The sequence below is a fragment of the Methylocaldum marinum genome (assembly GCF_003584645.1).
In the GTDB taxonomy this organism is placed as follows: Bacteria; Pseudomonadota; Gammaproteobacteria; order Methylococcales; family Methylococcaceae; genus Methylocaldum; species Methylocaldum marinum.
This window is the reverse complement of sequence record NZ_AP017928.1, coordinates 4,823,407-4,848,252: the sequence shown is the minus strand read 5'-3', so window position 1 is coordinate 4,848,252 and position 24,846 is coordinate 4,823,407. Positions and strand designations below refer to the sequence as shown.

The window sequence follows — 24,846 nt, the reverse complement described above, 5'->3', positions numbered from 1 at the left end:
AGCCCGTTAACCCTGAAGGACGTCAGTCGGACGCCGATCCCTAGTCCAAGACCGAAAATTTCTTCCGAAATGGAAAATGCCCTTATCGATAAGGCGATCCATGCCAGTCCCGAGCTTGTCGGATACGGTGAGGCGCGGACCTCGTCGGCCGGTGACGTAGCCCGGATGAAACGAAATGAAATCCGGGGACGATGTGGCCTCGGCTTTCCCGCATTCCGCTGCGCTGCATGCGGGCTACCAACTACCGTAAAAATCTGAGTGTTGTTCCGACACCCGGCGCCGCTTCCCTTTACCAGAGATGGCCGTGACGGCGGAAAATGCCGCCGGCCGAACACGGATTCTAGGTCTATCCTTTAGCCGTTGTGCTTGGCAACGATCGGCGAGCGATCTTCGGTCCGATACTCTTACTCTTGTGATTGAAATGGGCTCTGTGGGAAGGAAGCGAATTGACTACACGAAACATTGTGTTTGCCGGCGACAAGGTTGCGCTCATCGTCCGAGGCAAGACCTCTGCTGAACATTCGCCAGGCAAGCTGGAACAACATGCCGACTGTGTCCGGTCCTACGGCTCGCCTGTGGGATATTTCGGTGAAGGTGGGGAAGGCAGTGGGTACATTATTTCGGCGGTGTTTATCGGCATTCGCGGCGAGGTCTACGACATGGAGGGATTCACGAGGCATCGACCCTACTACGTTGACGCCACACTCGCTCGCGGCTATGGTGCCGTTTCGACGGCTCTCGTCGTTCGCGTATCCAGAGCACAAGCAGATCGCTTCGACGATTATTGGGATCGCCTGACCGACGATCCCGGAACGTTCCGCCTTCTAGGAAAGAACTGTTCCACTCGGGCCTCCGGTGCTTTTCGCTATGCAGGCATCCTTGCGGGGGGCATCCCCGGACTCGACACACCCGATAATCTTTACAAGCAGCTTGTCCGGGAGCGACCGGATATCTGCGAAAGCTGCTCGGGATACATCGGCTTCGCGACAGTGGGCACCAACCTAGCCATGGTGGTTGAGGACCTATGAGCACTCGCCCGCAACGCTTCAGAACCATGGCCGTCACATTGTTCGCATTGGCACTCACCGTCTTGAATCTACTAAGAGAGGAGACTTTCGCAATGGCCGATCCGTTGGTACAACTGGGATGGGAGTGGCGCGCCGAGCGCCCATTGGAGCAGCGAGTGGGACTACGGCTCGTGAAGATCGAGAAAGAAGGCGGGGGCTTATTCGGACTGGGCCGCTCCCCGTCACTTGGCGGTTCTCTACCTGATGCGCAACGCGTGCAGGCTGATGTCCTGGCGATCGATCACCCGGGGCAGGCGATAGTCGGCGGCAAGATCGCGTTTCGCATCCCCAAGGTCGAGCTCAGGGGAGCGAGCGAGGGCGCGCTCGTCGCAGTCGGCATTATCGGTCGGAGTGTCGTGTGCCTCGCGCCTGCGCCAGCGGAGGTGACCGAGGACTTGCTCGCCGGTTGGCTGTCCGAAGCGCCATGTCCCTGAACGTGTGCTGATGGTCGCGTGAAGGCGCACACGACACCGGCGAACGGAAAGTGAGCGTCGGCGGCCACTCCCATTCTTCCTTTCGGCATCATCATCTGCGAGATTATCGCTTTTCGCTGACAGGCGGCGATGTCGGTGTCACCCGCCTTGGCTCCCGCTCATGGGCTGCCCCCCGTCGCTCGGATGAAACACAGGTTACCGTAACCTTGACGGAGCGCTGCGGCATCCAGAACGATGAAGCCGCGGCACTTCCGCCCTTCCATAACGCTGCGGACCGTCAATCCCCACTGCCGCAGGCAACGTCCGTCTCCACCTGAGGTGAAATCCAGCATTTCTCGTCTCCCCCAGCCCGTAGGATGGGGTGACCGTAAGGGAACCGCCCTTCGACTGCGCTCAGGACAGGCATCGTTCGCGGAGCATCGGTGCGGTTCGTTCCTCACCGCACCCTACGGAATTTGTCGGAGGGCGGTTCCGGATTGGTCGGTGCGGTGAAGTGGCAGCTCGGCCAAGGGGTTCGTCGGCAAAGGCTTGCCGACCTACCACGGCCACCCTCTCCCCGTCGGGGAGAAGGGGCAATGGATTGCCGACTACCGGCGAGAAGAATCGACCCGGGCCTAACCCAGCAATATCAGGTAGGGGGTGAAGCGCCTGGCGTGCAGGCCGAGGGTTTGTTCCAGGGCGGCGATGGCGTCGTCGAGGCGATGGATGGAGAACACGGCCGTGATGGGACGGTCTCTCGCCGCGGCGTTGGCGATGAGGATGCTGCCGGGACGATAGCGGTTGATCTCTTCGACGACTCGGGACAGCGGCGCCTGTACGAAGATCAGCCGTCCATTCCGCCACGCCAGTTCTTTGTTCAGATCGACCGTTTGGACCGCCTCCGGACGGTTTCCCAAGTAGCACACCGATTGCCCCGCCGTGAGCACGACCGGCGGATCTGCCGAGCCCTCTCCGCTGGTTTCGACACGCCCCTCGGCCACGGTCACCGTCACCCGATCGTCCGTCCGGCCGACGCTGAAAGCGGTGCCGGTCACCCGTACCCTGGTATTCGCGGCCTCGACCCAAAACGGTCGCTTTGGCGCATGTACGACTTCGAAGAAGGCTTCGCCGCGCAGCAGCCGTACCCGCCGCTCGTCGGCGGTCATATCGACGGTAACGGCGGTATCGGTATTCAGCAGCAGCTGCGAGCCGTCGGCGAGGGTTATGCTTTGCTGGAGGCCGGCGGCGGTGTGGAAATCGCTGCGCAGGTTCTCGATCCAGTCTGCCGGCCATAATGCCACGAGGATGAAGGCGAAAACCGCGAAGGCCGCCGCCTGCGCGTAGCCGACGCGGCGGCGCGGAGCGGGCGTCGGTGCTGTCGCGTCGGCCTCGTGCGTCGATTTCCGCGCACGGATCGATCTGGCGGGCTCCTCCAGTGCGGCGAACAGATCCTGCACTTCGCGCCACGTCGCGGAATGCCTGGGGCTCGCCGCCAGCCAGCGGTCGAAGCGCTCCCGGTCGCCCGCGCCGGCATCGTCGGCCCCTAGCCTCGCGAACCAGGCGCTGGCCTCTTCGAACAGGGCGTCGTCCGCGTTTTCGGCGGTGTCGTGGTCGATGGCTGTACCTCCGGAATTGGAAACGCGTGGTCTGAAAGCGCCGGCGAAGCGGCTACTATTGTTCGGTCTTGCCGGATTTTGTCAAATGGCGCCGGCACAGCACCATGGCTTGCCGCAGGTGATATTCGACGGTGCGCGTGGAGAGGTCCAGGCGTTCGCCGATTTCCCGGTAGGAAAGTCCGTCCAGGCGGTACAGCAAGAAGACCTCCCGCGTCCGTTCGGGCAGGCTGTCGATGGCGCATTCCAAGCGTTCCTCCAGGCATTGGCTTTCCACCACGTCCTCTACCGATGGAGTCGGGTCCGGCAGTTCGTCGTCCAGCGGTTCGGACTGCATCGCCCGGCCATGGCTTGCGGACCGCAGGTGATCCCTCGCCAGATTGGCGGCAATGGTGAACAGAAACGCGTTGAGATTCGCAACCGACTGCTTGTCGCTGTGGCGTAAGAAGCGAACATAAGTTTCCTGGGCGAGTTCCGCCGCCGTCTCCCGGCATTTCACCTGCCACAACAGGAATTTCTGCAACTGCTCGTGTCGACCCTTGAAAAAATCGATCAGTTCCTGATAGGTGAAGCTTGCGCCGCAATCGCGGGTCATGGCCGGCTGAATCTGTAAAGATGGCGTGTCATTGCCGAAAAGCAAACATTGCGCCAGGAACGGAACGCCCGCAGACCGGCCTTTGGACGGCCGAACAACCCCAAATGCCGCAAACGGCCGCGGCATATCCCGCAGTTCGACCGGAATCGAATGCGCGATCTCGCCGTTGGCGCACGCGGGTATTGCGCGCGCCGGCTCGGTAAGGCATTCCGGGAGCGCACCGTTTGCCGGTATGATCCCTCCATGCTCAAACTGTCACGAGTCAGCAAAAGCTATGAGGGCGTTCCCGTGCTGCGCGAGATCGATCTTTCGATTCCGAAGGGGCAGGTGACGGTAATCATCGGAGCGAGCGGCTGCGGCAAATCCACGCTGATCCGGCTGGCCAACGGCCTGGTCCGGCCGGACCGCGGCACCGTCGAGCTGATGGGCATGCCGGTTACCGCAGCTACGGTCCTGGCGCTGCGCCGCCGAATGGGCTACGTCATCCAGGAAGGAGGGCTGTTTCCGCACTTGACCGCCCGCGGCAACGTAGCCCTGATGCCGCGGCGGCTGGGCTGGCCGTTCGCCCGGATCGATTCGCGGGTATCCGAACTCGCTGGCCTGGTCCGCCTCCCCGCCGAGAAGCTCGACAGTTATCCGACCCGGCTTTCCGGCGGCGAGCGGCAACGGGTGGCCCTGATGCGGGCGCTGATGCTGGACCCCGAGATCCTGCTGCTGGACGAGCCGCTGGGTGCCCTCGACCCCCTCATCCGCTACGAACTCCAGACCGACCTCAAGATGCTTTTCAGCACCCTGGGGAAAACCGTTCTGATGGTGACCCACGATCTGAACGAAGCCGGGTATTTCGCCGACGAAATCGTGCTCCTGCACGACGGCGCCATCGCTCAGCGGGGAACGATGGCGGCCTTGATCGAGAACCCCGCCACCGAATACGTCGCGCGCTTCGTCCGGGCGCAGCGCGGTTTGGCCGGCAGCCAGGTACTGCCACCGGCATGATCCATCGGCTGACGCTGCTGTTGAGCTTGTGGCTGGGTTTCGGCGCGGCGCCGGAAGCCGGGAAAGCAGCGGACGTAGTCGTCGGTTCCAAGGAATTCACGGAATCGGTGATCGTGGGCGAAATTGCGACCCAGCTCCTTAAAAGCGCGGCGATCGAGGTGCAATATCGAAAACAGCTGGGCGGAACGCGGTTCCTGTGGCAGGCGCTGATAGCCGGTGAGATCGACCTCTATCCGGAATATACGGGCACCCTGATCGAGGAGATTCTGGGCGGCCGGCTACACGGGAAGCGCGACCCGGAGACGCTGCGCCGGGTTCTGTCGGAGCAGGGTGTGCGGATGACCGAACCGCTCGGATTCAACAACACCTATGCGCTGGGCATGACGGCCGCTCGCGCGGATCGATTGGGAATCTCCAAGATTTCCGATCTGCGCCCCCATCCCGAGCTTAAATTCGGCTTCAGCAACGAGTTCATGGCCAGGGCGGACGGATGGCCCGGACTCAGGCAAGCCTACCGCCTGCCCCAACAGGAAGTGGCGGGTCTGGATCATGGCCTCGCCTATCGCGGGCTGGCCAGCGGGCGCCTGGATGTGACCGACCTCTATACCACCGATGCGGAGGTCGACTATTACTCGCTCCGGGTGCTTGAGGACGACCAAGGCTATTTTCCCGATTATCGCGCCGTTTTTCTGTACCGGGCCGACCTCGCCGAACGCTTGCCGGCGGCTCTCGCGGCACTCCGGCGACTCGAAGGCCGGATCTCTGAGCAGGCCATGATCGAGATGAACACGGAGGCCAAGCTCGGCAAGGTGCCGGAACGCGAGGTGGCTGCCGGGTTTCTGCGAAAGCGGCTCGGTATCGCGTCCGATACCGGAGCGGAAAGCCTGGCCGGGGGCATATGGCGCCACACGCTCGAACATCTTTCGCTGGTCGCGATATCCCTGGCCGCCGCCATTCTCGTGGCGATGCCACTGGGCATTCTGTGCGCGCGCAGGCCGCGCACGGGGAGACTGGTACTGGGCGCCGCCGGAATCCTCCAGACCATACCGTCGCTGGCGCTGCTGGTGTTCATGATCCCCCTGCTGGGCATCGGCGCCCGGCCGGCCATTGCCGCCCTGTTCCTGTACAGCCTCCTTCCGATCGTGCGCAACACCTGCACGGGGCTGCAGACCATTCCGGCTTCGCTTTTGGAATCGGCCGACGCGCTCGGCCTCCCCCCCTTCGCCCGCCTGCGGCTGGTGGAACTGCCCCTGGCCTTGCCCACCATCATCGCCGGGATCAAGACCGCCGCCGTGATCAACGTCGGCATGGCGACCCTCGGCGCGCTGATCGGTGCGGGAGGATATGGGCAGCCGATCCTCACCGGCATTCGCCTCGACGATACGGGATTGATCCTCCAAGGGGCTGTCCCTGCCGCCCTGCTTGCGCTATTGATCGAGAGCGTTTTCGAATTCGCCGAACAAAGGCTGATGCCCAAGGGAATGCGGCAGTGACGGGGAAGCTTCGGGAACTCGGACAAGTTCCGGCGAAAATTCCCCGATATTTCTGATCCGCCGACATGCCTCATGCCGCGGGCGAGTCGACACGCCGGACATCGAGCGAACGCGCAGGGCCCGCACCGAGTCTCACGAACCGGTAATCGCCTGGAGTCTCGTATCGATTTGCCGAGCCAGACTTTCGATGCCCTTGGCGGTGAAGTTCTGCTGTTGGCCCTTGACCTCGACGATGAAGTCGCCGACGACATTGCCGGTCTTGGTATCGACCAAATGCGCCATGAAATAGACGAACAGGAAACTCGGCTTGTGCACGCGCCCGACGACGACAAATTCGGATCCGCTATTCTTCCCGACCGCCGCTGCTTCGTCCGAATGATTCCAAAGATATCCGAATCCCTTGGTGGCAGCGGCTTGAGCCGTCGGGTCCGTCGCAACCATCCGATACCCTTTGGCCCCCAGGCTTTCCTTCAGCAACCCTTGCAAAGAGGCCGTTCTTTCGGCTTCTTCGGCACCACCCGGATTCGAGGTGACATCGTTCAACTCGAAATCAAGAACCGAAATACTGGAACTTGCGCTTACCGGAAGGGAAACAAGGATCGCGAGCGCGATGATTGAAATTATCTTGGTCAAGATAGACATTAACGATTCTCCAAAGGCAAATTCCGATCAATGCGGCTGATCGCCGGCCACGTCAATCGGTTTTATCACACGCCACGTCTCGAGTCCGTTGCTTTATCCGCCGGTTGAAGCGGAAAACCCGAGCGCGGAGTAGCTACGGCCGGCTTGGGTATGCGGCCGACACGTCTTTGACAACACGGGCAATGGCTCAGTGCCGCAAAGGGATTCGCGACCGACAGCAGCACGGTCGGCAATCCGTTGCTGACCGAATTCTTGGGTCAGTTTACCCTGGCCGACGGCGCCGCCGGTTTCCGCCAAGCCTGTAATGCCATACGAGCGAAATGAAAACACTCTAAAATTATTGATCACGCCCATAAATAGAAACCGGGCTAATCCTGGGCGGGGCGGCGTCCGGAAATGCCGGGGGGGCGATTTATGGGCATGATGAATAAGTTCCGCTCCGCAAATTGCTACAATCCCCGGTTTAACAACTGGAAGGTTTCATGCGCATCGAAACAGGATTTCGGAAAACGATAGGACACCTCGCTCCCGGGTTCGCAAAAAGCGGCTCGGCACGCCCGCCTTTACGCCTGGCCCGCATCTGGCAAGGCATAGGCTGGCTGATGGTCGCCACCGTGGTCTGGCTGAGCCTGACGCCGGACCGATTCGAACCGCCGACCCCATTGCTCACCTGGGACAAGGCCCAGCACGCGCTGGCCTACGGCTCGCTGATGTATTGGTTCGGCCAAGCGTTTCAGCCTCATTGGCGCTGGCCGGCGTTTTTCCTTTGCCTCGGCATCGGACTCGAATTTCTTCAGGGAGTCAGCGGTCACCGCACATTCGACGCCGCCGATATCCTCGCCAACAGCATCGGCGTCGGACTCGGCCTCGCATTGGTCCGCACCCCGCTCGGAAGGCTGCTGTCGGCCGTCGATGCGAGAATCGGCGCCATACGGTTTCGTTAGTATAAAGGCGGGTTACGCCTTTCGACTTCGCTGGGGCTACGCTCGGGCCTACCCAAATGCGTTAAGTTAGGTCGTCATGCCGGCATCTAGGCCACAAGGATGTGGTCCGCCCCATGCCGTCCTTGGCGTCTGAATTCACGCTGGGCTGTCCTGCCCGGCACCACTCGGAGCTGACTCCTGTCCGCTCCCCTTCGGGAGGCTTCGCCGCGCAAAATGGCAATCCTGCCGTTTTGTCGGGCCAGTGCCAATCCGCTCCCGGCGGATTGGTCCGGCACAAAACCGTCGGGAACGGTTTTGGACAGCCGCAGGCTCGTCCGAAGGACGAGCCTCAGAGAAGGGGCGAGCAATCCCTGCCGACAACGACCACGTCTACGAAGATCTGCCCAGGAAGGCGCGCCTATTCCTGATCGCCTTGCGCCAGGTGAACTCCAGCCGTCCCCTGGAACCTGCCCTGACGGATGGCCAAGGCACGCAAGGCCGTCGAGACCACGGGCAGCCTGATCGAGCGCCTGCTGCCTCAACACATCCATTCCGTCACGGCGCGGGGCTTTGAATTGACGTTGGCGTGCCTCGTCATCGCCTGCGCCCTCGGATTCATCGCCCAGGCTCGCTTAGGTGGCAACTCGGGTTAAGTAATCAACGCCCCCGCGTTGAGGCGCAATACCTAGCCGTAACACGCCCCGACGCGAGTTTCCGCAGGTCAACTGCCCTCGCCGTTCGCAGAGCCGATAGCGCCCTATCCAACATCGACCACAACCCTGCCCAATGGGGTTTTTCATCGCCCATGGGCGATCAAGTCCATCGAATCTTCTGTTCCGATGGATTGGTCTAACGAAGACGCGAAAATACCGTACACTGACCCACCGCCAAGTTTCCCGGGAGTCTGCTCATGAACTCTGTAACCGCGACCACCTATCCACAACCCGCTGTATTTTTTGGTCACGGCAGCCCGATGAACACGCTGAAGCACAATCGGCATACCGATGCCTGGGCATCATTCGGAAGGCAGACACTGCAACACCCGCCGTCAGCCGTACTCTGCATTTCGGCGCACTGGTATATCTACGGCACCGCCGTCACCGCGACGGCCGCGCCGCACACGATTCACGATTTCGGCGGCTTTCCGCAGACCTTGTACGAAGTAGAATACGCCGCGCCGGGCTCTCCCGAACTGGCACAGCGCATAGCGGAATTGTTGTCGCCGCTCGCCGTCACGCTGGACCGGAACCGGGGGCTGGATCATGGCGTCTGGTCGGTGCTTGCGCATGTCTTCCCGCGGGCCGAAATTCCCGTCGTGCAGTTGAGCATCGATGGGACCAAGCCGCCCCTGTTTCACTTTCAGCTTGGCCGGAAATTGGCGGCATTGCGCGACGAAGGCGTGCTGATCATGGGCAGCGGCAACACCGTACACAATCTGCGGACGGTGAACTGGTACGATGACGCGCCGCCCTATGACTGGGCGTTGCGTTTCGACGAACGCGTGCGCGAATGTCTTGTCAATGGGGACCATACGTCATTGATCGACTATGAGCGGCTCGACCCTCGGGCTCTACTCGCCGTGCCGACGCCGGATCATTACTCGCCGCTGTTGTACGTCCTGGGCGCGAGCCAGCCTGGAGACGACCTCCGATTCATTACCGAAGGTATAGAGCTGGGTTCGATCAGCATGCTGGCGTTTGCCTTTTCCTGACAAGCAATCGGGTGAATCGGCGAACACGAAAGGCGTCGGCACGGCGGGATGGATGGAGCGTCAACGAAACTTATCGCATCGTAAGCCGGTTTCTCGGGCGAATCTCGACGGTCCGGTCTCGCAAACAAACCCTTCCGCATGAGGTCCTAATTCACAGAAAACGACACATAGTGCTGCAAAACGCTAGCGTGATCGTCTTACAGATGGTGCACGGACGCTCGCTCATGAAACGCGGAATTGCGCAAGAAAACGCATACCGAGAGAAAAGGCCAGGACGTACCGGGCGGCTGTACAAAATCGAAGAGTGATCGCGGTACACGGAAGGTGCCTCATGACGAAAACCTTTGAGATTTCATCGGTTCACGAGAGGCCTGTTACCGAGGATGGCGAAGGCAAAAAAGTCGACATCGTTTATTTCGACGGCGGGGGCGCCCACAAGGGCGTAGCCATGGCTCTACAGGCCGAACTGCAACGCTCTCTTCCCGAAGCCGATGTTCGGACGGTCAACACCGACCTGATTTTTTCCCATTTTCCTTTGTTGGATTGGCTCACTCGAGCGGGCATTACGCTTTACAACACGGGTCTCCAATGGGAAACGATGATCGGTTTGCGGCAGTACATCGCGCTCGGAAGGGGATTGATGACCTTGATGCAGCCGGCGGCCCCACGCCTTGCCGCGTTTTGGAAACACGCAGCGCCGCATGTCGTGATCTCGACGATTCCTCTTTGCAACGGAATCATTTTCGCCGCCGCCCGCGAGAGTAGCCCGGAAGTGCGCTGCGTGACGATTCCGGTCGATTTCGAAGAGTTTTACCGCCGGTACTGGTTCGATCCGGCCTTGATGTCCTACTACTTGTGCGGCACCGATCGGCTCGTGCAGCAAGCCTTGCAAAGCGGCGTGCCGGAATCTCATGTCTTTCCGCTCCGGGGTATGCCGGTTCACCCGTCTTTTTTCGCACCCACCGATACCGATTCGGCGAATGCTCTCGAAGAATTGGAATTGCGAAGAGATCTTCCGACAGTCCTCGTTTTCTTCGGCGGGCAGGGCTCGAAGTACATGGTCGATATCGCGCGGCGGCTCGACGCGTCGGAAGCCCCCTTGAATATGATCGTGATCTGCGGTTGTCAATCCGGTAAGACGTGTATGCCTGCTTCCCAGCCGATGCAGAGAGAGTTCTTTTCGCATACCGCGTCCTACGTTAGCAGGATACTACGTAGACCGAAGTACTTTGTTCTCGAATACACGGCCATGGTAGGTACGGCTCGGTACTCTATTTCCACGTGGTACTGATGATGCGCTCTAACCCGTACATCGAGCCGACCACCTCCCCATGTGGACACAATTCATATACCAACAAACCCTAACAAGAGGAGCCCCATGCCGGAGATTGAGTATAAATATAGTGATGAAGCCGTATTCAACTTTGCAAACACGTTGAAGACCGCAAAGAATTAGTCCGGCGTTTCGGCGCAAGACATGGCCATCTACAACGCACTGGGTAAGGACTTGATGGAGTGTCTGTTCAAGACGGGCTCGCCTAACGCCTGGTACCAGATTTCCGAAATCTATCGGCAAGCATGGCTCGACGAAATCAAACGCCGGATCAGAGGCCGAGAACTCGTCCTGCTGAAGAATGAGGACATCGGCAACGAGACCCGGTCCATCATGAAGAACGGAGCACTGTACGGCGGCAGTGCAATGCCTACTTCTCTGCTTTTCTCGCAGTTCAAGTACAATGAACACTTCCAGACCAACTACGGTGACTCGCCCGGGTGGATTGCCTCAAAACGAAAAGTCGAAGTCGCCGCGGCTCTCCGAGCGGAGCCGGCAAAGAGCATTGATTTCCGAATCTCGGCCTCTTATCTAGGGGTAAGTGGGTTGCGTGGAACAATCGGGGATTCGCGACCCATTGCCTCGCCAACGTGATGCCCATGCGGATCGTTCCGAATCCTTCACCTTCGGAAGACGAACAGTTCCGGCTGAACGAAGTAATCGATGTAAAAACCTTCAACTATCGAGATTCGGTTCCGGAAAGCCGACGAACACCAAGTCACTGGGAACCGGGTGCGCCTTGTTCGGTAATCTCCATCGTGAGCGGGGCTAACGGCACACAGGTTCTCTAACACCATCAAAAACGGATTCCAGCGTGATAACAGAAACGAAACCGTTTTCAACTCCGTTCGCTGAAGCCGACGCCGGATGGGTGGAGCGAAGCGAAACCCAAAACGCCCAACCCTGCGCTGCACCGAACGGCAATTCCGTCGCACTCTATTGGCCCGGTGAACTCTGGCGCTTAGGCACTAGGAGGTCTGCATGATTCGGCATCTTTCTATTGCACTGCTCGCGATTCCAGCCACTGCGCTCGCAGACAATCACCGCCCCGAGGACTGGCCAGAAGGCAGCGCGATGCACATGGGGGCACCTCGAAAAACCCTGAATTTTGATGAAAACCCGGCTCTAATTTTTTGACCGGGCGGGCACACGAGCCGACTCCCTCACGCTCTTGTCGCCATTTCACTTTTCATTTTCCCCGAATCGCCCGCGTTGGGGGCCTTTCGGGCGAGGGTGGGCCTCAAAAGGCCACGACACCCGCCTGTTTCAGGTAAACCAGCCGCTTCAGGTTATAGCTGGCCGCCATCATCGTCATGGCAAAGTTCGCCCTCGCCTGGCCGATGGTGCGAATAAACTTGCCGCCCATTTGTGCGATGGCGGCGAAGGGATGCTCGACCCGTGCTCGGACCCGGGCGATGCGTTGATTACGTTGTTTCTGCCGTTCGGACAGCGGATGGTTGCGCTGGCCCTTGCGCTGGATGTGGTTGCGATAACCCGCTTCCTGGAGCTGGGCTTCCCGTTCCGCACTCGGATAGCCCTTGTCGGCATAGACGTCCCGGCTGGTGTTGCTAGTGTTCAACACCGCCTCAAAGTGCTGGCTGTCATGAGTAGCGGCGGTGCCGGTCTCGATCTTGCGGATAACCTTGTAGCGCTTGTCCACGTTGATGGAGAGCTTGTAGCCGTGGTGGCTCTTGCCGTGCTTCTTGGTCCAGGTGGCGTCCAGGTCTTTTTGCCGCCGCTTGGCCGGGCTCCAGTCCGCCGGCATCGCGCCTTCCTTCAGCATCTCCTTATCGTCCTTGCTGAAGTGCTGCTTTGGCGCAGGCACCAGGGTGGCGTCGATGATATGCCCCCCGCGGGCGATGTAGCCATGCTTGAGCAACTGCCGCTCGATGCCGTCGAACAGCGCCTGGGCGCCGACCTCGCCGATGCGGTTCTCGAAGGTCCACATCGTGGTGCGGTCCGGGATGCTGGCCGAGTCCATCAGCCCGCAGAAGCGCTGGTAACTCATCCGATCAAGCAACTGGTATTCCATCTGCTCGTCCGAGAGATTGTTGACCCGCTTGAGAAACAGGATGCGCACCATCGTTTCGGTGGGAAACGGCGGACGACCGCCTTGCGGGCTGACCGGTCGGGGCGCCGCCTGATCCACGTCCGCGGCAAGCGCCGCAAAGTCGATGTGGGTCTCGAAGGCCACCAGCGGATCGCCCATCCGGTCGATCTTCTGCTTGCGCAAATCGGCCGCAAACAGATCGGGTTTGATCGCGCTCTTCGGAGACTTTGGCATCTTCGGTTTGGTCATGTCTGGGACTCAACACACTGATTGGCTACAGGTCCTATTTTACCGGGCGCGCGCAGACCAAGGAGGTTTTTCGAGGTGCCCATGGGACGTTCCGCGCAAGTAAGTCTCGCCGCCGCTGATAAACGCCTCAACGAGGTTTACCAGAAGCTGCTTCGATCCATGCCATCAGATGAGCCGGACAATTTCCCAAGGACAGCACTCATAGCGGCACAGCGGGCCTGGATCAAATTCAGAGATGCGGAGTGTGCGCTGGTCGGTGAAACCGAGGGAGGTGTGCGCATGTGGAAGTCAGCATTCGACACGGCATGCCAATCCCAGATGACGGAGGAACGCGTTGAACGGCTGGAGAAGCTTCTTGCCGACCATGAAAATTAGAGCGTTTTCATCGCCGATGTACGCTCGAAAAGGAAGCTGCCTTCGGCAGCAAGTGAGTTTTGAAGCGGGTCTCGCCCCGCGGGCGAGTTACTTTTCTTTGCGTGCCCAAAGAAAAGTAACCAAAAGAAAAGGCACCCGGATGGCGCGCTGATCCTGCGCGTCGCCGGCTGGAGCCGGGGGCGACAGAAGGCACGTCCCCATGCCTCTGTCGCCGCACGCGATCCCTCGCGTGCCCCTTCGGGCAGTTCCGCCTCCAACCGACGATGCTCGGGCGCGCCATACGGGAGGATTCAACAATGCCGTACGGCTGATTAGAAAATGCTCTAGAAGCCGCAGACAACCAGGGCCGGGAGCAGAACGGCCCAAACGAAGTTTGCCCTAGAGTCAAAGCCAGGGATGGCTTTGGTCAGCCGGAACGCGCGAAGCACGGCCCGAAGAGCGAGTCTCACGGATGAGGCGACTGAATCGGCCTCGCCCTGCCGATCTGTCACATCTCAGCGCGTCCTATCTATGCCGAGAGCCGCTGCCCCCGTTAGATGCTTCTTCCATTCGAATCCATCGTTTACCGAATGAACGTCACGCAGGATCGTCGCCAAGGCTGCTCCTGTCCGGGTGGCCAGGGCGGTCTCTTCCCAAGCTCGTCCCGTCCAGGGGCTGTCTCGCGGCAGACGCAGCCAGGCGACCTGAACGAGGTCGGCTCTATCGAATGACGCTCGGAGCAGCCGCTGCTCTTCGCTGCTATTCGCCAAGGCGGCGTAGTGGTCGCGGCGCACCGATTCGGCGTAGCGGCGGACATCCTCCATGGAAAATCCCAGTTGGAGCAAGGCATGCCGGACCAGTTGCAATCCGCCTTCCAGTTCGGGGTGAATGACGTGCTGCGCGCCCAACTCGGCCAGGCGCTGCACGCCGTCCCGCGTGGCGGCGCGGGCGATGATCGGCAGGTTCGGCGCCAGATCCCGCCCTGCCGCCACCGTCAATTCGCTGGCAGCCTCGTCCGGCAGCGTCACCACCAATAGACGGGCGCGGTCCAGCGCGGCGTGGGCCAGTACCTCGGAATTGGCGGCATCGCCCAGCAGCGTACGCACGCCTCTCTGGTCCAAGACATGAGCCCTTTCGGCGTCCGATTCGACGACCAAGTAGGGAAGCCCCAGATATTCCGCGACTTCGGCAATATGCCGGCCGACCCGCCCGCAGCCTACGATGACGATATGGCCGGCCAGCGGTGCATCGATAGTGGTGAGGTGCCGCCCGAAACGATCGAGCAGTTTCCACAGCGGCGAAACCCACTGCAGGCCCCGTTCCGCAAATCCGACCAGACGGAACATGAGCGGGTTGATCACGATGGACAGGAGCGCCCCGGCCAAGATCAACGAATACTGATCCTTTTCCAGGAGCCCCAAGGCCAGTCCGGCCTGACCCAGGATGAACGAGAATTCACCGATTTGGCTGGTACCGGCCGCGACGATCAGCGCGGTTCTCGCGGGTCGGGGAAACAGGAAGGCCCACAAGGCGGTCACGGTGGACTTTCCGAACACGATAAAACCGGTCAGCAAGAGAACCGGGCCGATGTTGTCCAGCAGGTAATGCGGGTCCAACAGCATGCCGATGGACACGAAGAACAGGACGGAAAAGGCTTCCCGGAACGGCAACAGATCCGCCGCGATTTGGTGACTGAGCGGCGATTCGCTGATCACGGCGCCAGCCATGAAGGCTCCCAGCGCCAACGAAACCCCGAACAGTTCGGTGGACCCCAAGGCAATACCTAAAGCCGTCGTCAGATTGACCAGAATGAAGAGTTCGCGCGAGCGGGTATGGGCGACCCACATCAGAAGCCAGGGGATCAGGCGGGCTCCGACAAACACCATGAACATCAAGAATCCCACGGCCGCCAGCACGGTGAACCCCAACGCCCGCCAATCGAATCCGTTTTCCGTAGGGACCAGCGTCGGTAGGATCAGCAGGATCAACACGGTTGCCAAATCCTCCATCACCAGCCAACCGACGGCGACTTGGCCATGGGATGTGTTCAGCAAGCCGTTGTCCATCAGTCCCCGAAGCAGCACGATGGTGCTGGCCACCGAGATCGCCAATCCCAGCACGACGCCGGAAAAAGGCGGCCAGCCCCACCACTGGCTCAGCAGATAGCCCAGTACAGCCGTCGTCGCCATCTGTCCGAGCGCGCCCACGATAGCGATATCGCGGACTTGCCAAAGACTCCGGAAGGAGAAATGCAAGCCGACGCCGAACATCAGAAAGATGACGCCCAATTCCGCAAGCTGATTGATGGTGTGGGGATCGCCGACAAAGCCGGGGCTGAAAGGACCGATGGCAACCCCGGCCAGGAGGTAACCGACGAGGGTGGGAAGCCCCATGCGGCGGAAAACGAGTCCGCCGACGAAAGCGACGCCCAAGGCGGCGGCAATGTTGATCAGCAAAGATAGATCGTGCACCGGGGTGGCTATGGATTCGTTTTTCCAGGCATCGAGAGCAAACTACTACAAAGGGAAAACAAAAGGCGTACATGACCATTTCTCCATGAGAGAAATGGGACGCACAGGAACAGGCCCGGTAGGGCGACAAATCGGCGAGAACTTCGATTTACTCGCCTCGTCCTCGAGGCCCGCCCTTCGGGCCATGCTTTGCGCGTTCCAATTTGCTCTTGGCAAATCGGTGCACGGCTCGGCCGCCCGTCGGGATGAATTGCAAGGATGTGCAAGGCTGTTTTTCATCGGTGCTCCCCCCGTGAACAACGCGGGTATGGCGGCGTGTAATAGTTTGAATACGGCTTCTTCGGTCAACGATGTTCACGAGCCCCGTTTGATCACGCTGATGGTGCCGTCTCCTTCCATGTAGGCTGCCTGTATCTGGGACAGGTCCGCTATGCCGCTCTCGCGGACCTTGCGCATCAGTTCCACCTCGGTCAAGAACTCCCGGCGCAAGTTGCGATGCAGAATGCGCCCGTCCTTTACCAGCTCGAGTGCTTTAGATGCCAGGAAGCGCTCGATCCATGGGAACCGGTAAGCTGCCCGATCGATATTGAGAAAAGCGTCCACCGCTCGGTACCTCGTGACTGCTTTCCCCTAAATAGACCGTCGGAACCGGTAGCGAGTTTGTCAAAAGCTTAAGAAAAACCGCTGGATCAGATTCGAGACTGCGGTGGAATACGGCCTCGCGGACTGACCCGCGCTACGAAAAATCGATTCCTGATCGAGGACGATTTGGAATTATTAATTAGGCCCGTAAATATCCTCCTGGCATTTCGGACCACCGCCCGGGCCGGTTACACGCTTAGGCGTGGCTCACGCGGCTTATCGCCGCGCCGGGGCATCCCTGCCCCGGATTAACCCGGCCTATGTTTATAGGCCGGGTTAATAGACCGGTTTCGTTGCTTATATAACAGGACTTACGCGGAAGCGCTTTCGGTTCCCTCTTTCTCAGGGAGAGGGTTAGGGTGAGGGGGATGAAATGAAGGAACTTCCTTTTCGATCCCCTCATCCCGACCTTCTCCCTGAGGGAGAAGGGGCGAAATGCGTAAGTCCTGTATAAAAGATCGATTGCAAATGACCTTTGTGCAGAAGCGGGATTTGGCCCCCGACTGTGCGATGCGGCTTTAAGGAAGCTCTGATTAGAGCGACTGTCGGATTGGTTTTCGGCTCATGGGAGCGGGCTTTAACCCGCGATCGAGCGATTATCGCGGACTAAAGCCCGCTCCCACACAATGGCTAACCTGCAATCAAACCTTACGTGCGAATGGAAACTGCTCTAAGTTCGTAGGATGTGCTGAACGAAGGGAAGCGCATCGTTCGCGATCGATGCCTGTCCTGAGCACAGTCGAAGGGCCTGTCCTGCGCCTGGTCGAAGGGCGCTTCGTACCTCAGCGCATCCTACGAGCTTTGCCGGCAAGGGATTGCCGACCTACGAAGGTCTGAGGCGATCTATCCCGGCCGGCGCCGACGGCTTCCGCCAAGGCGAAGGCGGTTTTTTTGCCTACGAGCGGGATAAAAACACTCTAATCGGTACCCTGAACGCTGCCGCCAGGTCCGTCCATGCTTTTTTCTATGGCCCGGATGGCCTCCAGTTTTTCCCGGAGAATTTTCGCTTCGTCGGTAGAGGCGCCGTTCTTTTGGGCCTCCTTCGTATCCGGAACGCGGACCGTTGCCTGCTTGCGCTCGGTTTTTCGCGGCGTTGCGATCGCCTTTCTCGACACGCTCGCGCCATGCCTCAGCGTTTCCATCTGAATCGCGATCAGATTCTGCACGCGCCCGTCCGGTAGCCTGTCCGGCGGAATTCCGCCCACGGACGCTATGATTCTTGTCTTGTCGCCACAAGCTTTGGAAAGCGTTCGCGCGACCAGCAGGTGCAAGCGTACGCCGGTGTCCGGGTTCGCTTTGGAACGCTTGAGCAGCCGCCGGCATTCCTCGGCGCGCGCCGCCGCGGATTTATTGGCGAATGCGGCTCCGAAGCCGAGCAGTTCTTCGAGATCCGTGCGTGAATACGAATCATGGGATTGCGAGTAATACGAAGGCCTCGCCCAGTCGTCCGAAAATTCGGCACAGCCGCCCAGTACCGAGAGTCCTGCCAGAAATACGCTTCGATTCAGCCTGTTCATTCAGGCAGCCTCGACCAGCGGAAATTGGACCCGGATACGGGCGCCTTGCTTGTCCTGGCGCGGTTCGAGAATTTCGATCTTTCCGCGCTGATTGGCGACGCACTCGCTGGCGATGGCCAATCCCATTCCGGAGCCCTCGGTGCCGAAACTGAAGGCAGCCCGGCCCCGGTAAAACGGTTCGAATACATGTTTGCTTTCCTCTTCGTCGATGCCGGGCCCGTCATCTTCGACTTCCAGCTCCATGCGGTCCCCCACGGCGCGGAGAATGATCCGAATCTCGCCGCCCTCGGGCGAGTAGTTCACGGCATTGGAAATCAGATTATCGATGACGGTTCGCAGCTGTTCACGATCTCCGGACACCTCGACCGGCTGGACCAATTCCTTGATTTTCAGGGATTTCGCCTGGATTCGAGTCCGATGATTCTCGATGACGGACGATAACAGATCCTGCATCTTAACGCTTTCGGCGGCGTGGCGTTCGGGTTCGTCGTGGAGCCGATTGTAGCGGGTAAGCTCGTCCAACAACTCCTGTAGCCGGTGGATGTTCGTGCTCAGCGTCGTGCCGATTTCGCGCTGTTCCGGACCGACATCATCGGTATGCCGGTTCTCGATCAGCGCCGCGCTTTCGACGATCCGGGCCAGGGGCGTCTTGATCTCGAGCGACACATTATCCATCAACTGCCGTTTCGACTCCTCGAGCGAGCGCAGGCGCGTCCGCAGCAACTCCAACTGATCGCCCAGATAACGCAGGTCCTGCGGCCCCGTCACGCTGATGGGCTGGCCGAAGTCCCGCGCCGTGAGTCTCCGGATCGCCTCGTCCAACTGTCGGACCGAACGGGTGAGCAAGGTCAACAGAAACAGGATGACTGCCAACGATGTAGGCAACAGCAATCCCGCCTTGATCACGAGATCGTGCTGCACGGACTTCGACTGCGCATGGAGTTCGCTCGCATCCCGGTCGACCTGTTCGGAAATTTCCTGCCACAAGTCGTTGGCCGCCGCATGTAAAGCTTGAAACAGCCGGTCGTCTGGCAGGGCGACCCGATCATCGGCCTCGGCGCTGATGATTTGTTCATAAACCAGGCGCTCCTGCTCCGACAAGCGGTTGATCGAAAGCGCCACTTTTTCATCGACGCCCACTTTCAACAGCTCTCCCAGGGCTTCCCTCAGGGCGTTCCGTACGGTCTCGTAGGACTGGCGCTCGTAGGGCTGGCGCACGGCAGGATGCGCCAAAATCACGAACAGCTTGGCTTTTCGCTCGATATCGGAAACCATCTGTAAAGCCGATCGGGCGGTTTTCACCTGCTCGACGATCTGATAAAAGGTCTGTTGTTCCAGCCTTGCGATATCGCGTATCGCGAACGCCGCGTACATCACGGCGAACAGCAGGGGAACAAGCACCACCACGAACCCGATGGGGATCAGGTACTTCAGCGAAAATAACCTTTCCAATTTCATCCGCTTCGAATCAATCATTGCCGCATCGTCGGGATTCATAACCGAAATCGATGGCGCCGTAACACTTTCGTGACCGCTCCCTATGATAGGGATTTATCGACCGCTCGTGTTGAATGGCATGTCGGGGTCGACCCGATTTTCAAAATGGCGGCACCCGTCCGCAAGGTAATTCGAATGACTAAGCATTTCTCGAAAACCGGCTTCTCAATTCTGGCGTCAACCTGGCTCGCTTTGGCCCAGGGTGCCGAATTCTCGGGACTGCCGGCTCAAGGGAGCAGCGAAAATCCCGCTCTTCTGCTCGAACTCGGCACCCAACCGCCTTCGGCCGCAACCGCGAACCCGGCGGCACGGCTTTACCAGGGAGACATCGCCGCCCGAGCGGGAGACGTTTCGGCTCAAACCGGTCCGGACGAGATCTCCTCCTTGCATCCCGGCTTCGGCGCCTGGAACGTGGCTTTCCGGTTCGAGTTGGAACCTCGGCCGGACGATAGGCCATATGCCTTCTGGGCGCGCTGGCGGCAAGGCGGCGATCCCGCGGTCTGCACACAGACTTTCGAGATTTGGGCGGGACCCGACGCGTCGAAGCTCGAACAGCGCGGGGTCGCGACGCTCACCCCCAAGGGTTGGGAATATGCCTGGGTCGGCGCCGACAAACCGCTGACGCTCAAGTCCGACGATGTCGTCGTCGAGATCCGCAACAGCGGGGCCGGCCACGACGCCAAGGTTTTCGACGCTTTTCTGCTGGCGCCGCCGCAAGCGCCGACGGCACTCCCGGAACAAGGCACCGACGAACGCCCCATCGTACTCCTGGAACTGGGCAAGACGCCCGCTTGGATGTCGGCCGGCACGACGCCCGCGCTCCGGGTTCATGCCGGAAGCGCTGCGGGACTCGAAGGCGCGGGCTCGGTCGTGACCGAGAAGGACGAAGTCCAGGTTTTTCACCAAGGCTTCGGCGCCTGGGGCGCGAGTTTCCGGTTCAACCTCGACCCGGCCGTTCCGCCCGGTCTCTATCGCTTCTTCGCGAGGTACAAGAGCGGCGGGGAGGTCTCGCAAGTCGCCCAGACCTTCACGGTGAAAGTCGGCGCCGATCCGAACGCGCTGGCCGCGCGCGGCGAATTCGTCGTGACCAATACCTCGCCCTGGGAATACCAGTGGGTCCAAGGCGAATCCACCGTGGCCATCTTGCCGGGCGACAAGGTGCTGCAGATCGACAACGCGGGCAAGGCCGACGGCGCGAAGGTGTTCGACGCCTTTCTCCTCAAGCGGGAAACGCCGCTCGGCGACTGGATGAGCGCATCAGCGGCGGAGGCCCGAAACCGCTTTCTGGCACACACGACGACGGTGTCCGACCCGGCCGGACAGCTCTACGTGCTGGACGGCAAGGGCGATAAAGGCGAAATTCTGTTCCGGGGGTTGGCCGCCGAAACCGCACGCCGGCGGATTCAAAAGCTGCGGGTGAACTATTCGATAGGCCCGGAAGCCGAGGCCCTGGCGAAACAACTGAATCTCCCCGCGCTGCCCGCTGCGGTCCTGACCGACAACAACTACACCGTGCTCGGCGCTCTCGCCTCGCCGAAAAGCGAAGCGGCCGTCGCGAAATTTCTCGCCGATCCGGGACGTGCCGGAACGATGCTCCCGATCCCGGCCGTGAAATCCGAGACGGCGACTCCGCTGCGTAAGGGCGTGCCCGAAGCCTGGCTGGTCGGCGGATTGCAGGATGGCCTCGCGGGCGTTTCGATTTACGGCCTCGATAGCGAAACCGTGCTGCGTCCGAATCCCGACCAGCCCTATCTCAGCACCGCCCTGATGGGCGGCAGGATCAAGACCTGGCAAAAAGCTCCGGCCGCCGCCAACGGCGTCACCGTCATCGAGCCCGCCACCGATCACGCCTACGGCTGGTCGCGCGGAAGCGGCTACGCTCAGCTCTATCTTCACGTCGCTCGGCCCACAAAGGCGCTGCTGAAATTGCGCCAGTCCGGGATCAAAACCGCCGGCTGGCTGGACGGGCAGCCTCTCGCCTTCGCCGACGATCCGAACCCGCCGGCCGATTTCCCGGTTCCGGGCGAACCGGCCAAGAACGCGCTACAGGGACTCACCACCGAAGGTCTGGCGGTCACCGCCCTGCCGGAACGCGCCGAGCCGCCGCAAGCGGCAACCCTCATACTCGAACCCGGCTGGCACAGCCTGCTGGTCAAGCTGGCGATGCAGCACGACAAGGATCAAAGCTTCTTCTTCGCCGCCCGGTTTACCGATGCGAACGGCCATCCGATCGATTCGATCAAAACCCGAGTCGCCGATCCCACGGCTGACCTCGCACTCAATGCGATAGCCGCGAAACTCAGGCCGCTCGTCTACACCGACGCACCGGCCAATCTGCCCCGTCCGGGCGAACCGCTCAAGCTGCGGGCTGATATCCGCTGGCATTCGATTCTGGAAGAAACCGAATTGCCTAACCCTCTTCCCCGCTTCCGCGCCAAGCTGCGACTGCGCATGACGGATTACCGGGGACATGAGGTCGCCGCGAAAGAGGTTGCCGGTCTCTTCCCCGGCGAGGTCAAGCTCGATTTCGGAAAAACGCCGGAAGCGGGTTATTACGCCGTCTACCCAACGCTGCACACGCCCGAGGGCAAGCTCATCATGGCCTATCCCGCCGACGGCTTCACCGTGGTTCGCGGAAACGCCGCCCAAAAGGAACGGCTGGACCGGAAGAAACTCTGGAACAACAACTATTACGCCTTCTTTGACGGCGACAAAGGCTTCCGGCAGAAGGACGGCTATTTCGCTTGGCTGGAGCGCATGGGCATTCACAGAAGCTACGGCTCCTATCCCGGATTCCCGCCGGAACATCAGGCCAAATGGGAACGCGCCAAAGCGCGCGGACTCGTCTTTTTTGCCGACACCTCGGGCGACAGTCACTGGCTCAACGACAACCCGGAAGACGGCCGCGCTTTCATCGAAAAGGCCGCCGCCTACACCCGGTTCTTCAAGGCCACCAACGAAATCGACATCCGCCGCGAAGGAGAATGGCAAAAGCTGCGCGACCCCGCCCATTGGGTCGAGCGGGCTCGTTGGGAATACGAAGCGGTGCACCGGGCGCGGAAGGACGGCCATTACGTCGGCGGCAGCCTGGTGCGGCCCGGCGATACGACGGATGGCGGCAACTACGCCGGCGGCCTGAGCTCGGGGCAGTGGTTCGCCGAAGTGCTTAAGCTCGGCCTCGACAAGTACCAGGACGCCTGGGACGTGCACGCCTATCCGCAACGCCCGCCCCGCTTCGGAGGCCCCCTCGGCAACGGCTCCACCGAGGACGAGCGCGGCGTCCTCTCGGCTTACGAAAGCCTCGGTCGGAAGAACACCCTGCCTTTCTGGCTGGGCGAAGCCGGCGCCAAGACCGCCCACGGGTTCACCGGCCGCCGCTGGCAAGCCGAACAGGCCGCGAAAATGATCGCCTGGGCCAACAGCCGCAGCGATTACTTGGGGCTGGCCTTCTGCCTGGGCCACGAATACGACTGGGGCTTCGGCCGGGTCTGGGACTACTCGATGGGCCACAAACCCGCCGAAGCCGCCCTCTACACCGCCGGCGCCCTGATCGACGGCCTACCCTACAAGGCCGTGGACACCCTAGACGCCAACATACATGCCGCCTATTTCGGCGACACCTTCATGATCTGGCGAACGGACGAGCAGGTGAGCGAATGGCCGCTGAGGCTCGATCCGGCGAAGGCTTGGGTTGTGGTGGATGTGGTGGGGCATGCGGAGAAACTTGCGGTTGAAAAGGATGGCAACGCGAGTGTCAGGGTATCGGCGAGTCCGGTGTATGTGTTGAGCGAGGGGGATTATGACGAGCTGACGCGGGGGCGGTAGGTAATTGATGGGTTTCGCTCCGCTCTACCCATCCTACGCGATCTACGCGATCTCGCCGGATATCCCGGCGTGTCAACTTGCCGTGCGGGTTACCCCAATTCCGAACTTGTCACAACAATGAGGAACCACCGTAAAAAACAAATCTCGTAGGATGCGGTGACGAAGGAACCGCATCGTTCGCGATCGATGACTATCCTGGATCTGGTCGAAGCCCACGTAGGATGGGTAGAGCGAAGCGAAACCCATCAATCCTAAAACCTATTCGAAATCCAAATCGTTCATTTCCGGACCCGCCCAATCCTTCGGATAAATACCCAATCGCACATATCGATGGAACGACGAATACGGCCAGTTTGAAACCGCCTTTACATATCCGTGTTTTACCGGATTAAAGTGTATGTAATCGACATGGCGCTCGAAATCTTCTTCGTTGCGGATAACGTGTTCCCAAAATCGGCGTTGCCATATCCCGCGTTCGCCCTTACGGGAACGACTTTTGGAAACGCGTTCTCCCTTTTCAATCTCTCTGGAAAAAGCGGATTTAATTTGCCGCCAGCGTAGGCTGAAATCCTGTTCGTTCTTCGGCAGGGTCCAAATCGTGTGGAGGTGGTCCGGCAAAATAACTATCGCGTCGATCGTGAATGGATGGGCTTCTTTAACTACACGAAAAGCTTCGCGTAAGGCACCGATATGGTCCGTCAGCAGCTTGCGATGGCGTTCTGCCAGATTGACCGTAAAGAAATACGTACCTCCGTCGACACGGAAACGGCGATAGTCGGTCATGGTTTACTCGGAGCCTTTAGAATCGTCCATGGCATAACCCAACTCTGGGCTGATGGGTTTCGCTTCGCTCTACCCATCCTACGCGGACTCAAAGCAGTCGTGTAAATTTACGGAAAGAACCGTCAGAAAATTTTACACTGCCGTCGCCCTTCCTTTTTTCACCGGAAACTTTCGCCGATAAACCAATACCTTGCCGTCACTGGCTTTTCTCTTGCATGGCAATGACGGTGTTGGCTATGTCGTCCTGATTGATTCTGCTGCGCAATTCGACTCGAGATCTCGACATCAAGAAGAAAATCGATGAAAGTGAAATCCACACGCCATTCTTTGCTCGTCCGCTGCTTTATGCTGACGGGCAACACCCAGGTCGTGGCATTAACGGCGAATTCACCATCGCTCGCGATCGATACCTTCACTATGCCAGTTCAAAGGCAGTTCGTGCTTCACCGGATCTTACGATGATCGATTTGACCGCTTGATTACTGTGCTACGCCATTGACGATCTACCTTTCGTGAGTTCGGCTCAGTGCCGCCCTGGCGTCAGGAACAACCGTGAACGAATGCGTCGAAACCCAGGGTGTGAGCCACAACGCCGTACGAACGCGCTTGACCGCATTTCACCGCACGTCCATCATTCGAGCACCGCTTGCAGTGTCGCCCGGCGGAGCAGCT

Annotated in this window: 23 protein-coding genes; 12 read left to right on the top strand and 11 right to left on the bottom strand. The window is 60.1% G+C overall.

Annotation, left to right across the window (positions count from 1 at the left end):
• The first annotated feature begins 446 nt into the window (after positions 1–446).
• Positions 447–1,028, top strand: coding sequence for a hypothetical protein (locus sS8_RS21670; RefSeq protein ID WP_145986642.1), 582 nt, complete (start codon positions 447–449; stop codon positions 1,026–1,028).
• Positions 1,025–1,501, top strand: a complete 477-nt coding sequence (locus tag sS8_RS21665; RefSeq protein WP_145986641.1) for a hypothetical protein — start codon at positions 1,025–1,027, stop codon at positions 1,499–1,501. The genes sS8_RS21670 and sS8_RS21665 overlap by 4 nt, the downstream gene beginning before the upstream one ends.
• 158 nt (positions 1,502–1,659) lie before the next feature.
• Here sS8_RS21665 and sS8_RS28330 read toward each other — a convergent pair whose 3' ends face one another.
• From sS8_RS28330 to sS8_RS21655, 3 genes are all read right to left on the bottom strand, one after another.
• A complete protein-coding gene (locus sS8_RS28330) occupies positions 1,660–1,833 on the bottom strand; it encodes a hypothetical protein (RefSeq protein ID WP_170161207.1) in 174 nt (57 codons plus the stop codon).
• A 282-nt stretch (positions 1,834–2,115) separates the two neighbouring features.
• Positions 2,116–3,060, bottom strand: coding sequence for a FecR family protein (locus tag sS8_RS21660; protein WP_232020673.1), 945 nt, complete (start codon positions 3,058–3,060; stop codon positions 2,116–2,118).
• A 91-nt stretch (positions 3,061–3,151) separates the two neighbouring features.
• Positions 3,152–3,688: an RNA polymerase sigma factor gene (locus tag sS8_RS21655; RefSeq protein WP_119632945.1), complete on the bottom strand. Its 537-nt coding sequence runs from the start codon at positions 3,686–3,688 to the stop codon at positions 3,152–3,154.
• 150 nt (positions 3,689–3,838) lie between these two features.
• On the opposite strand from sS8_RS21655, the gene sS8_RS21650 reads away from it, so the two are divergent.
• On the top strand, positions 3,839–4,684 hold the full coding sequence (locus sS8_RS21650; protein WP_197716602.1) for an ATP-binding cassette domain-containing protein: 846 nt from the start codon (positions 3,839–3,841) through the stop codon (positions 4,682–4,684).
• Positions 4,681–6,177: an ABC transporter permease/substrate-binding protein gene (locus tag sS8_RS21645; RefSeq protein ID WP_119631580.1), complete on the top strand. Its 1,497-nt coding sequence runs from the start codon at positions 4,681–4,683 to the stop codon at positions 6,175–6,177. Before sS8_RS21650 ends, sS8_RS21645 begins: the two co-directional genes overlap by 4 nt.
• A gap of 132 nt (positions 6,178–6,309) precedes the next feature.
• Here the strand turns inward: sS8_RS21645 and sS8_RS21640 are convergent, their stop codons facing one another.
• A complete protein-coding gene (locus sS8_RS21640; RefSeq protein ID WP_119631579.1) occupies positions 6,310–6,819 on the bottom strand; it encodes a DUF2380 domain-containing protein in 510 nt (169 codons plus the stop codon).
• A 482-nt stretch (positions 6,820–7,301) separates the two neighbouring features.
• Between sS8_RS21640 and sS8_RS21635 the strand changes: the two genes are divergently transcribed.
• From sS8_RS21635 to sS8_RS28320, 6 genes are all read left to right on the top strand, one after another.
• A complete protein-coding gene (locus sS8_RS21635) occupies positions 7,302–7,763 on the top strand; it encodes a VanZ family protein (RefSeq protein ID WP_119631578.1) in 462 nt (153 codons plus the stop codon).
• 458 nt (positions 7,764–8,221) lie between these two features.
• Positions 8,222–8,395, top strand: a complete 174-nt coding sequence (locus sS8_RS28325) for a hypothetical protein (RefSeq protein ID WP_170161206.1) — start codon at positions 8,222–8,224, stop codon at positions 8,393–8,395.
• A gap of 257 nt (positions 8,396–8,652) precedes the next feature.
• Positions 8,653–9,453: a 4,5-DOPA-extradiol-dioxygenase gene (gene ygiD, locus sS8_RS21630; protein WP_119631577.1), complete on the top strand. Its 801-nt coding sequence runs from the start codon at positions 8,653–8,655 to the stop codon at positions 9,451–9,453.
• Between the two features lie 331 nt (positions 9,454–9,784).
• Entirely contained in the window at positions 9,785–10,744 is a 960-nt protein-coding gene (locus sS8_RS21625; protein ID WP_119631576.1) for an MGDG synthase family glycosyltransferase, read from the top strand.
• Positions 10,745–10,930: 186 nt separating this feature from the next.
• Positions 10,931–11,380 carry a hypothetical protein gene (locus sS8_RS21620; RefSeq protein WP_119631575.1) on the top strand — a complete coding sequence of 150 codons (450 nt, stop codon included), beginning with the start codon at positions 10,931–10,933 and terminating at the stop codon, positions 11,378–11,380.
• A 387-nt stretch (positions 11,381–11,767) separates the two neighbouring features.
• Positions 11,768–11,923, top strand: a complete 156-nt coding sequence (locus sS8_RS28320; protein WP_170161205.1) for a hypothetical protein — start codon at positions 11,768–11,770, stop codon at positions 11,921–11,923.
• Between the two features lie 103 nt (positions 11,924–12,026).
• Here sS8_RS28320 and sS8_RS21610 read toward each other — a convergent pair whose 3' ends face one another.
• Positions 12,027–13,070: an IS5 family transposase gene (locus sS8_RS21610; protein WP_119632595.1), complete on the bottom strand. Its 1,044-nt coding sequence runs from the start codon at positions 13,068–13,070 to the stop codon at positions 12,027–12,029.
• Between the two features lie 96 nt (positions 13,071–13,166).
• On the opposite strand from sS8_RS21610, the gene sS8_RS21605 reads away from it, so the two are divergent.
• Positions 13,167–13,460 (top strand): lysozyme inhibitor LprI family protein, encoded by a 294-nt coding sequence (locus sS8_RS21605; protein WP_119631573.1) that lies wholly within the window; start codon positions 13,167–13,169, stop codon positions 13,458–13,460.
• Between the two features lie 494 nt (positions 13,461–13,954).
• On the opposite strand, the gene sS8_RS21600 is transcribed toward sS8_RS21605, so the two are convergent.
• The 4 genes from sS8_RS21600 to sS8_RS21585 form a co-directional block, all read right to left on the bottom strand.
• A complete protein-coding gene (locus sS8_RS21600; protein WP_145986640.1) occupies positions 13,955–15,910 on the bottom strand; it encodes a cation:proton antiporter in 1,956 nt (651 codons plus the stop codon).
• A gap of 354 nt (positions 15,911–16,264) precedes the next feature.
• On the bottom strand, positions 16,265–16,513 hold the full coding sequence (locus sS8_RS21595) for a DUF421 domain-containing protein (RefSeq protein ID WP_119631571.1): 249 nt from the start codon (positions 16,511–16,513) through the stop codon (positions 16,265–16,267).
• 956 nt (positions 16,514–17,469) lie between these two features.
• Positions 17,470–18,069 carry a hypothetical protein gene (locus sS8_RS21590; RefSeq protein ID WP_119631570.1) on the bottom strand — a complete coding sequence of 200 codons (600 nt, stop codon included), beginning with the start codon at positions 18,067–18,069 and terminating at the stop codon, positions 17,470–17,472.
• Complete coding sequence (locus sS8_RS21585; protein ID WP_232020385.1) at positions 18,070–19,545, bottom strand: sensor histidine kinase; 1,476 nt, start codon at positions 19,543–19,545, stop codon at positions 18,070–18,072. It lies immediately after the preceding gene.
• A 156-nt stretch (positions 19,546–19,701) separates the two neighbouring features.
• Between sS8_RS21585 and sS8_RS21580 the strand changes: the two genes are divergently transcribed.
• Positions 19,702–23,391 carry a hypothetical protein gene (locus sS8_RS21580; protein WP_119632942.1) on the top strand — a complete coding sequence of 1,230 codons (3,690 nt, stop codon included), beginning with the start codon at positions 19,702–19,704 and terminating at the stop codon, positions 23,389–23,391.
• A gap of 258 nt (positions 23,392–23,649) precedes the next feature.
• Here the strand turns inward: sS8_RS21580 and sS8_RS21575 are convergent, their stop codons facing one another.
• Together sS8_RS21575 and sS8_RS27785 are read right to left on the bottom strand one after the other, a co-directional pair.
• Positions 23,650–24,174 (bottom strand): REP-associated tyrosine transposase, encoded by a 525-nt coding sequence (locus sS8_RS21575; protein ID WP_119631569.1) that lies wholly within the window; start codon positions 24,172–24,174, stop codon positions 23,650–23,652.
• 158 nt (positions 24,175–24,332) lie between these two features.
• Positions 24,333–24,590 (bottom strand): hypothetical protein, encoded by a 258-nt coding sequence (locus tag sS8_RS27785; RefSeq protein ID WP_145986639.1) that lies wholly within the window; start codon positions 24,588–24,590, stop codon positions 24,333–24,335.
• Positions 24,591–24,846 lie beyond the last annotated feature (256 nt).

Coding starts and splice junctions, on each gene's coding strand:
- sS8_RS21665 (WP_145986641.1), top strand. CDS start 1,025: ATGAGCACTCGCCCGCAACGCTTCAGAACCATGGCCGTCACATTGTTC.
- sS8_RS28330 (WP_170161207.1), bottom strand. CDS start 1,833: ATGCTGGATTTCACCTCAGGTGGAGACGGACGTTGCCTGCGGCAGTGG.
- sS8_RS21655 (WP_119632945.1), bottom strand. CDS start 3,688: ATGACCCGCGATTGCGGCGCAAGCTTCACCTATCAGGAACTGATCGAT.
- sS8_RS21650 (WP_197716602.1), top strand. CDS start 3,839: ATGCGCGATCTCGCCGTTGGCGCACGCGGGTATTGCGCGCGCCGGCTC.
- sS8_RS21645 (WP_119631580.1), top strand. CDS start 4,681: ATGATCCATCGGCTGACGCTGCTGTTGAGCTTGTGGCTGGGTTTCGGC.
- sS8_RS21640 (WP_119631579.1), bottom strand. CDS start 6,819: ATGTCTATCTTGACCAAGATAATTTCAATCATCGCGCTCGCGATCCTT.
- sS8_RS21635 (WP_119631578.1), top strand. CDS start 7,302: ATGCGCATCGAAACAGGATTTCGGAAAACGATAGGACACCTCGCTCCC.
- sS8_RS28325 (WP_170161206.1), top strand. CDS start 8,222: ATGGCCAAGGCACGCAAGGCCGTCGAGACCACGGGCAGCCTGATCGAG.
- ygiD (WP_119631577.1), top strand. CDS start 8,653: ATGAACTCTGTAACCGCGACCACCTATCCACAACCCGCTGTATTTTTT.
- sS8_RS21625 (WP_119631576.1), top strand. CDS start 9,785: ATGACGAAAACCTTTGAGATTTCATCGGTTCACGAGAGGCCTGTTACC.
- sS8_RS21620 (WP_119631575.1), top strand. CDS start 10,931: ATGGCCATCTACAACGCACTGGGTAAGGACTTGATGGAGTGTCTGTTC.
- sS8_RS28320 (WP_170161205.1), top strand. CDS start 11,768: ATGATTCGGCATCTTTCTATTGCACTGCTCGCGATTCCAGCCACTGCG.
- sS8_RS21610 (WP_119632595.1), bottom strand. CDS start 13,070: ATGCCAAAGTCTCCGAAGAGCGCGATCAAACCCGATCTGTTTGCGGCC.
- sS8_RS21605 (WP_119631573.1), top strand. CDS start 13,167: ATGGGACGTTCCGCGCAAGTAAGTCTCGCCGCCGCTGATAAACGCCTC.
- sS8_RS21590 (WP_119631570.1), bottom strand. CDS start 18,069: ATGAACAGGCTGAATCGAAGCGTATTTCTGGCAGGACTCTCGGTACTG.
- sS8_RS21585 (WP_232020385.1), bottom strand. CDS start 19,545: ATGATTGATTCGAAGCGGATGAAATTGGAAAGGTTATTTTCGCTGAAG.
- sS8_RS21580 (WP_119632942.1), top strand. CDS start 19,702: ATGACTAAGCATTTCTCGAAAACCGGCTTCTCAATTCTGGCGTCAACC.
- sS8_RS21575 (WP_119631569.1), bottom strand. CDS start 24,174: ATGACCGACTATCGCCGTTTCCGTGTCGACGGAGGTACGTATTTCTTT.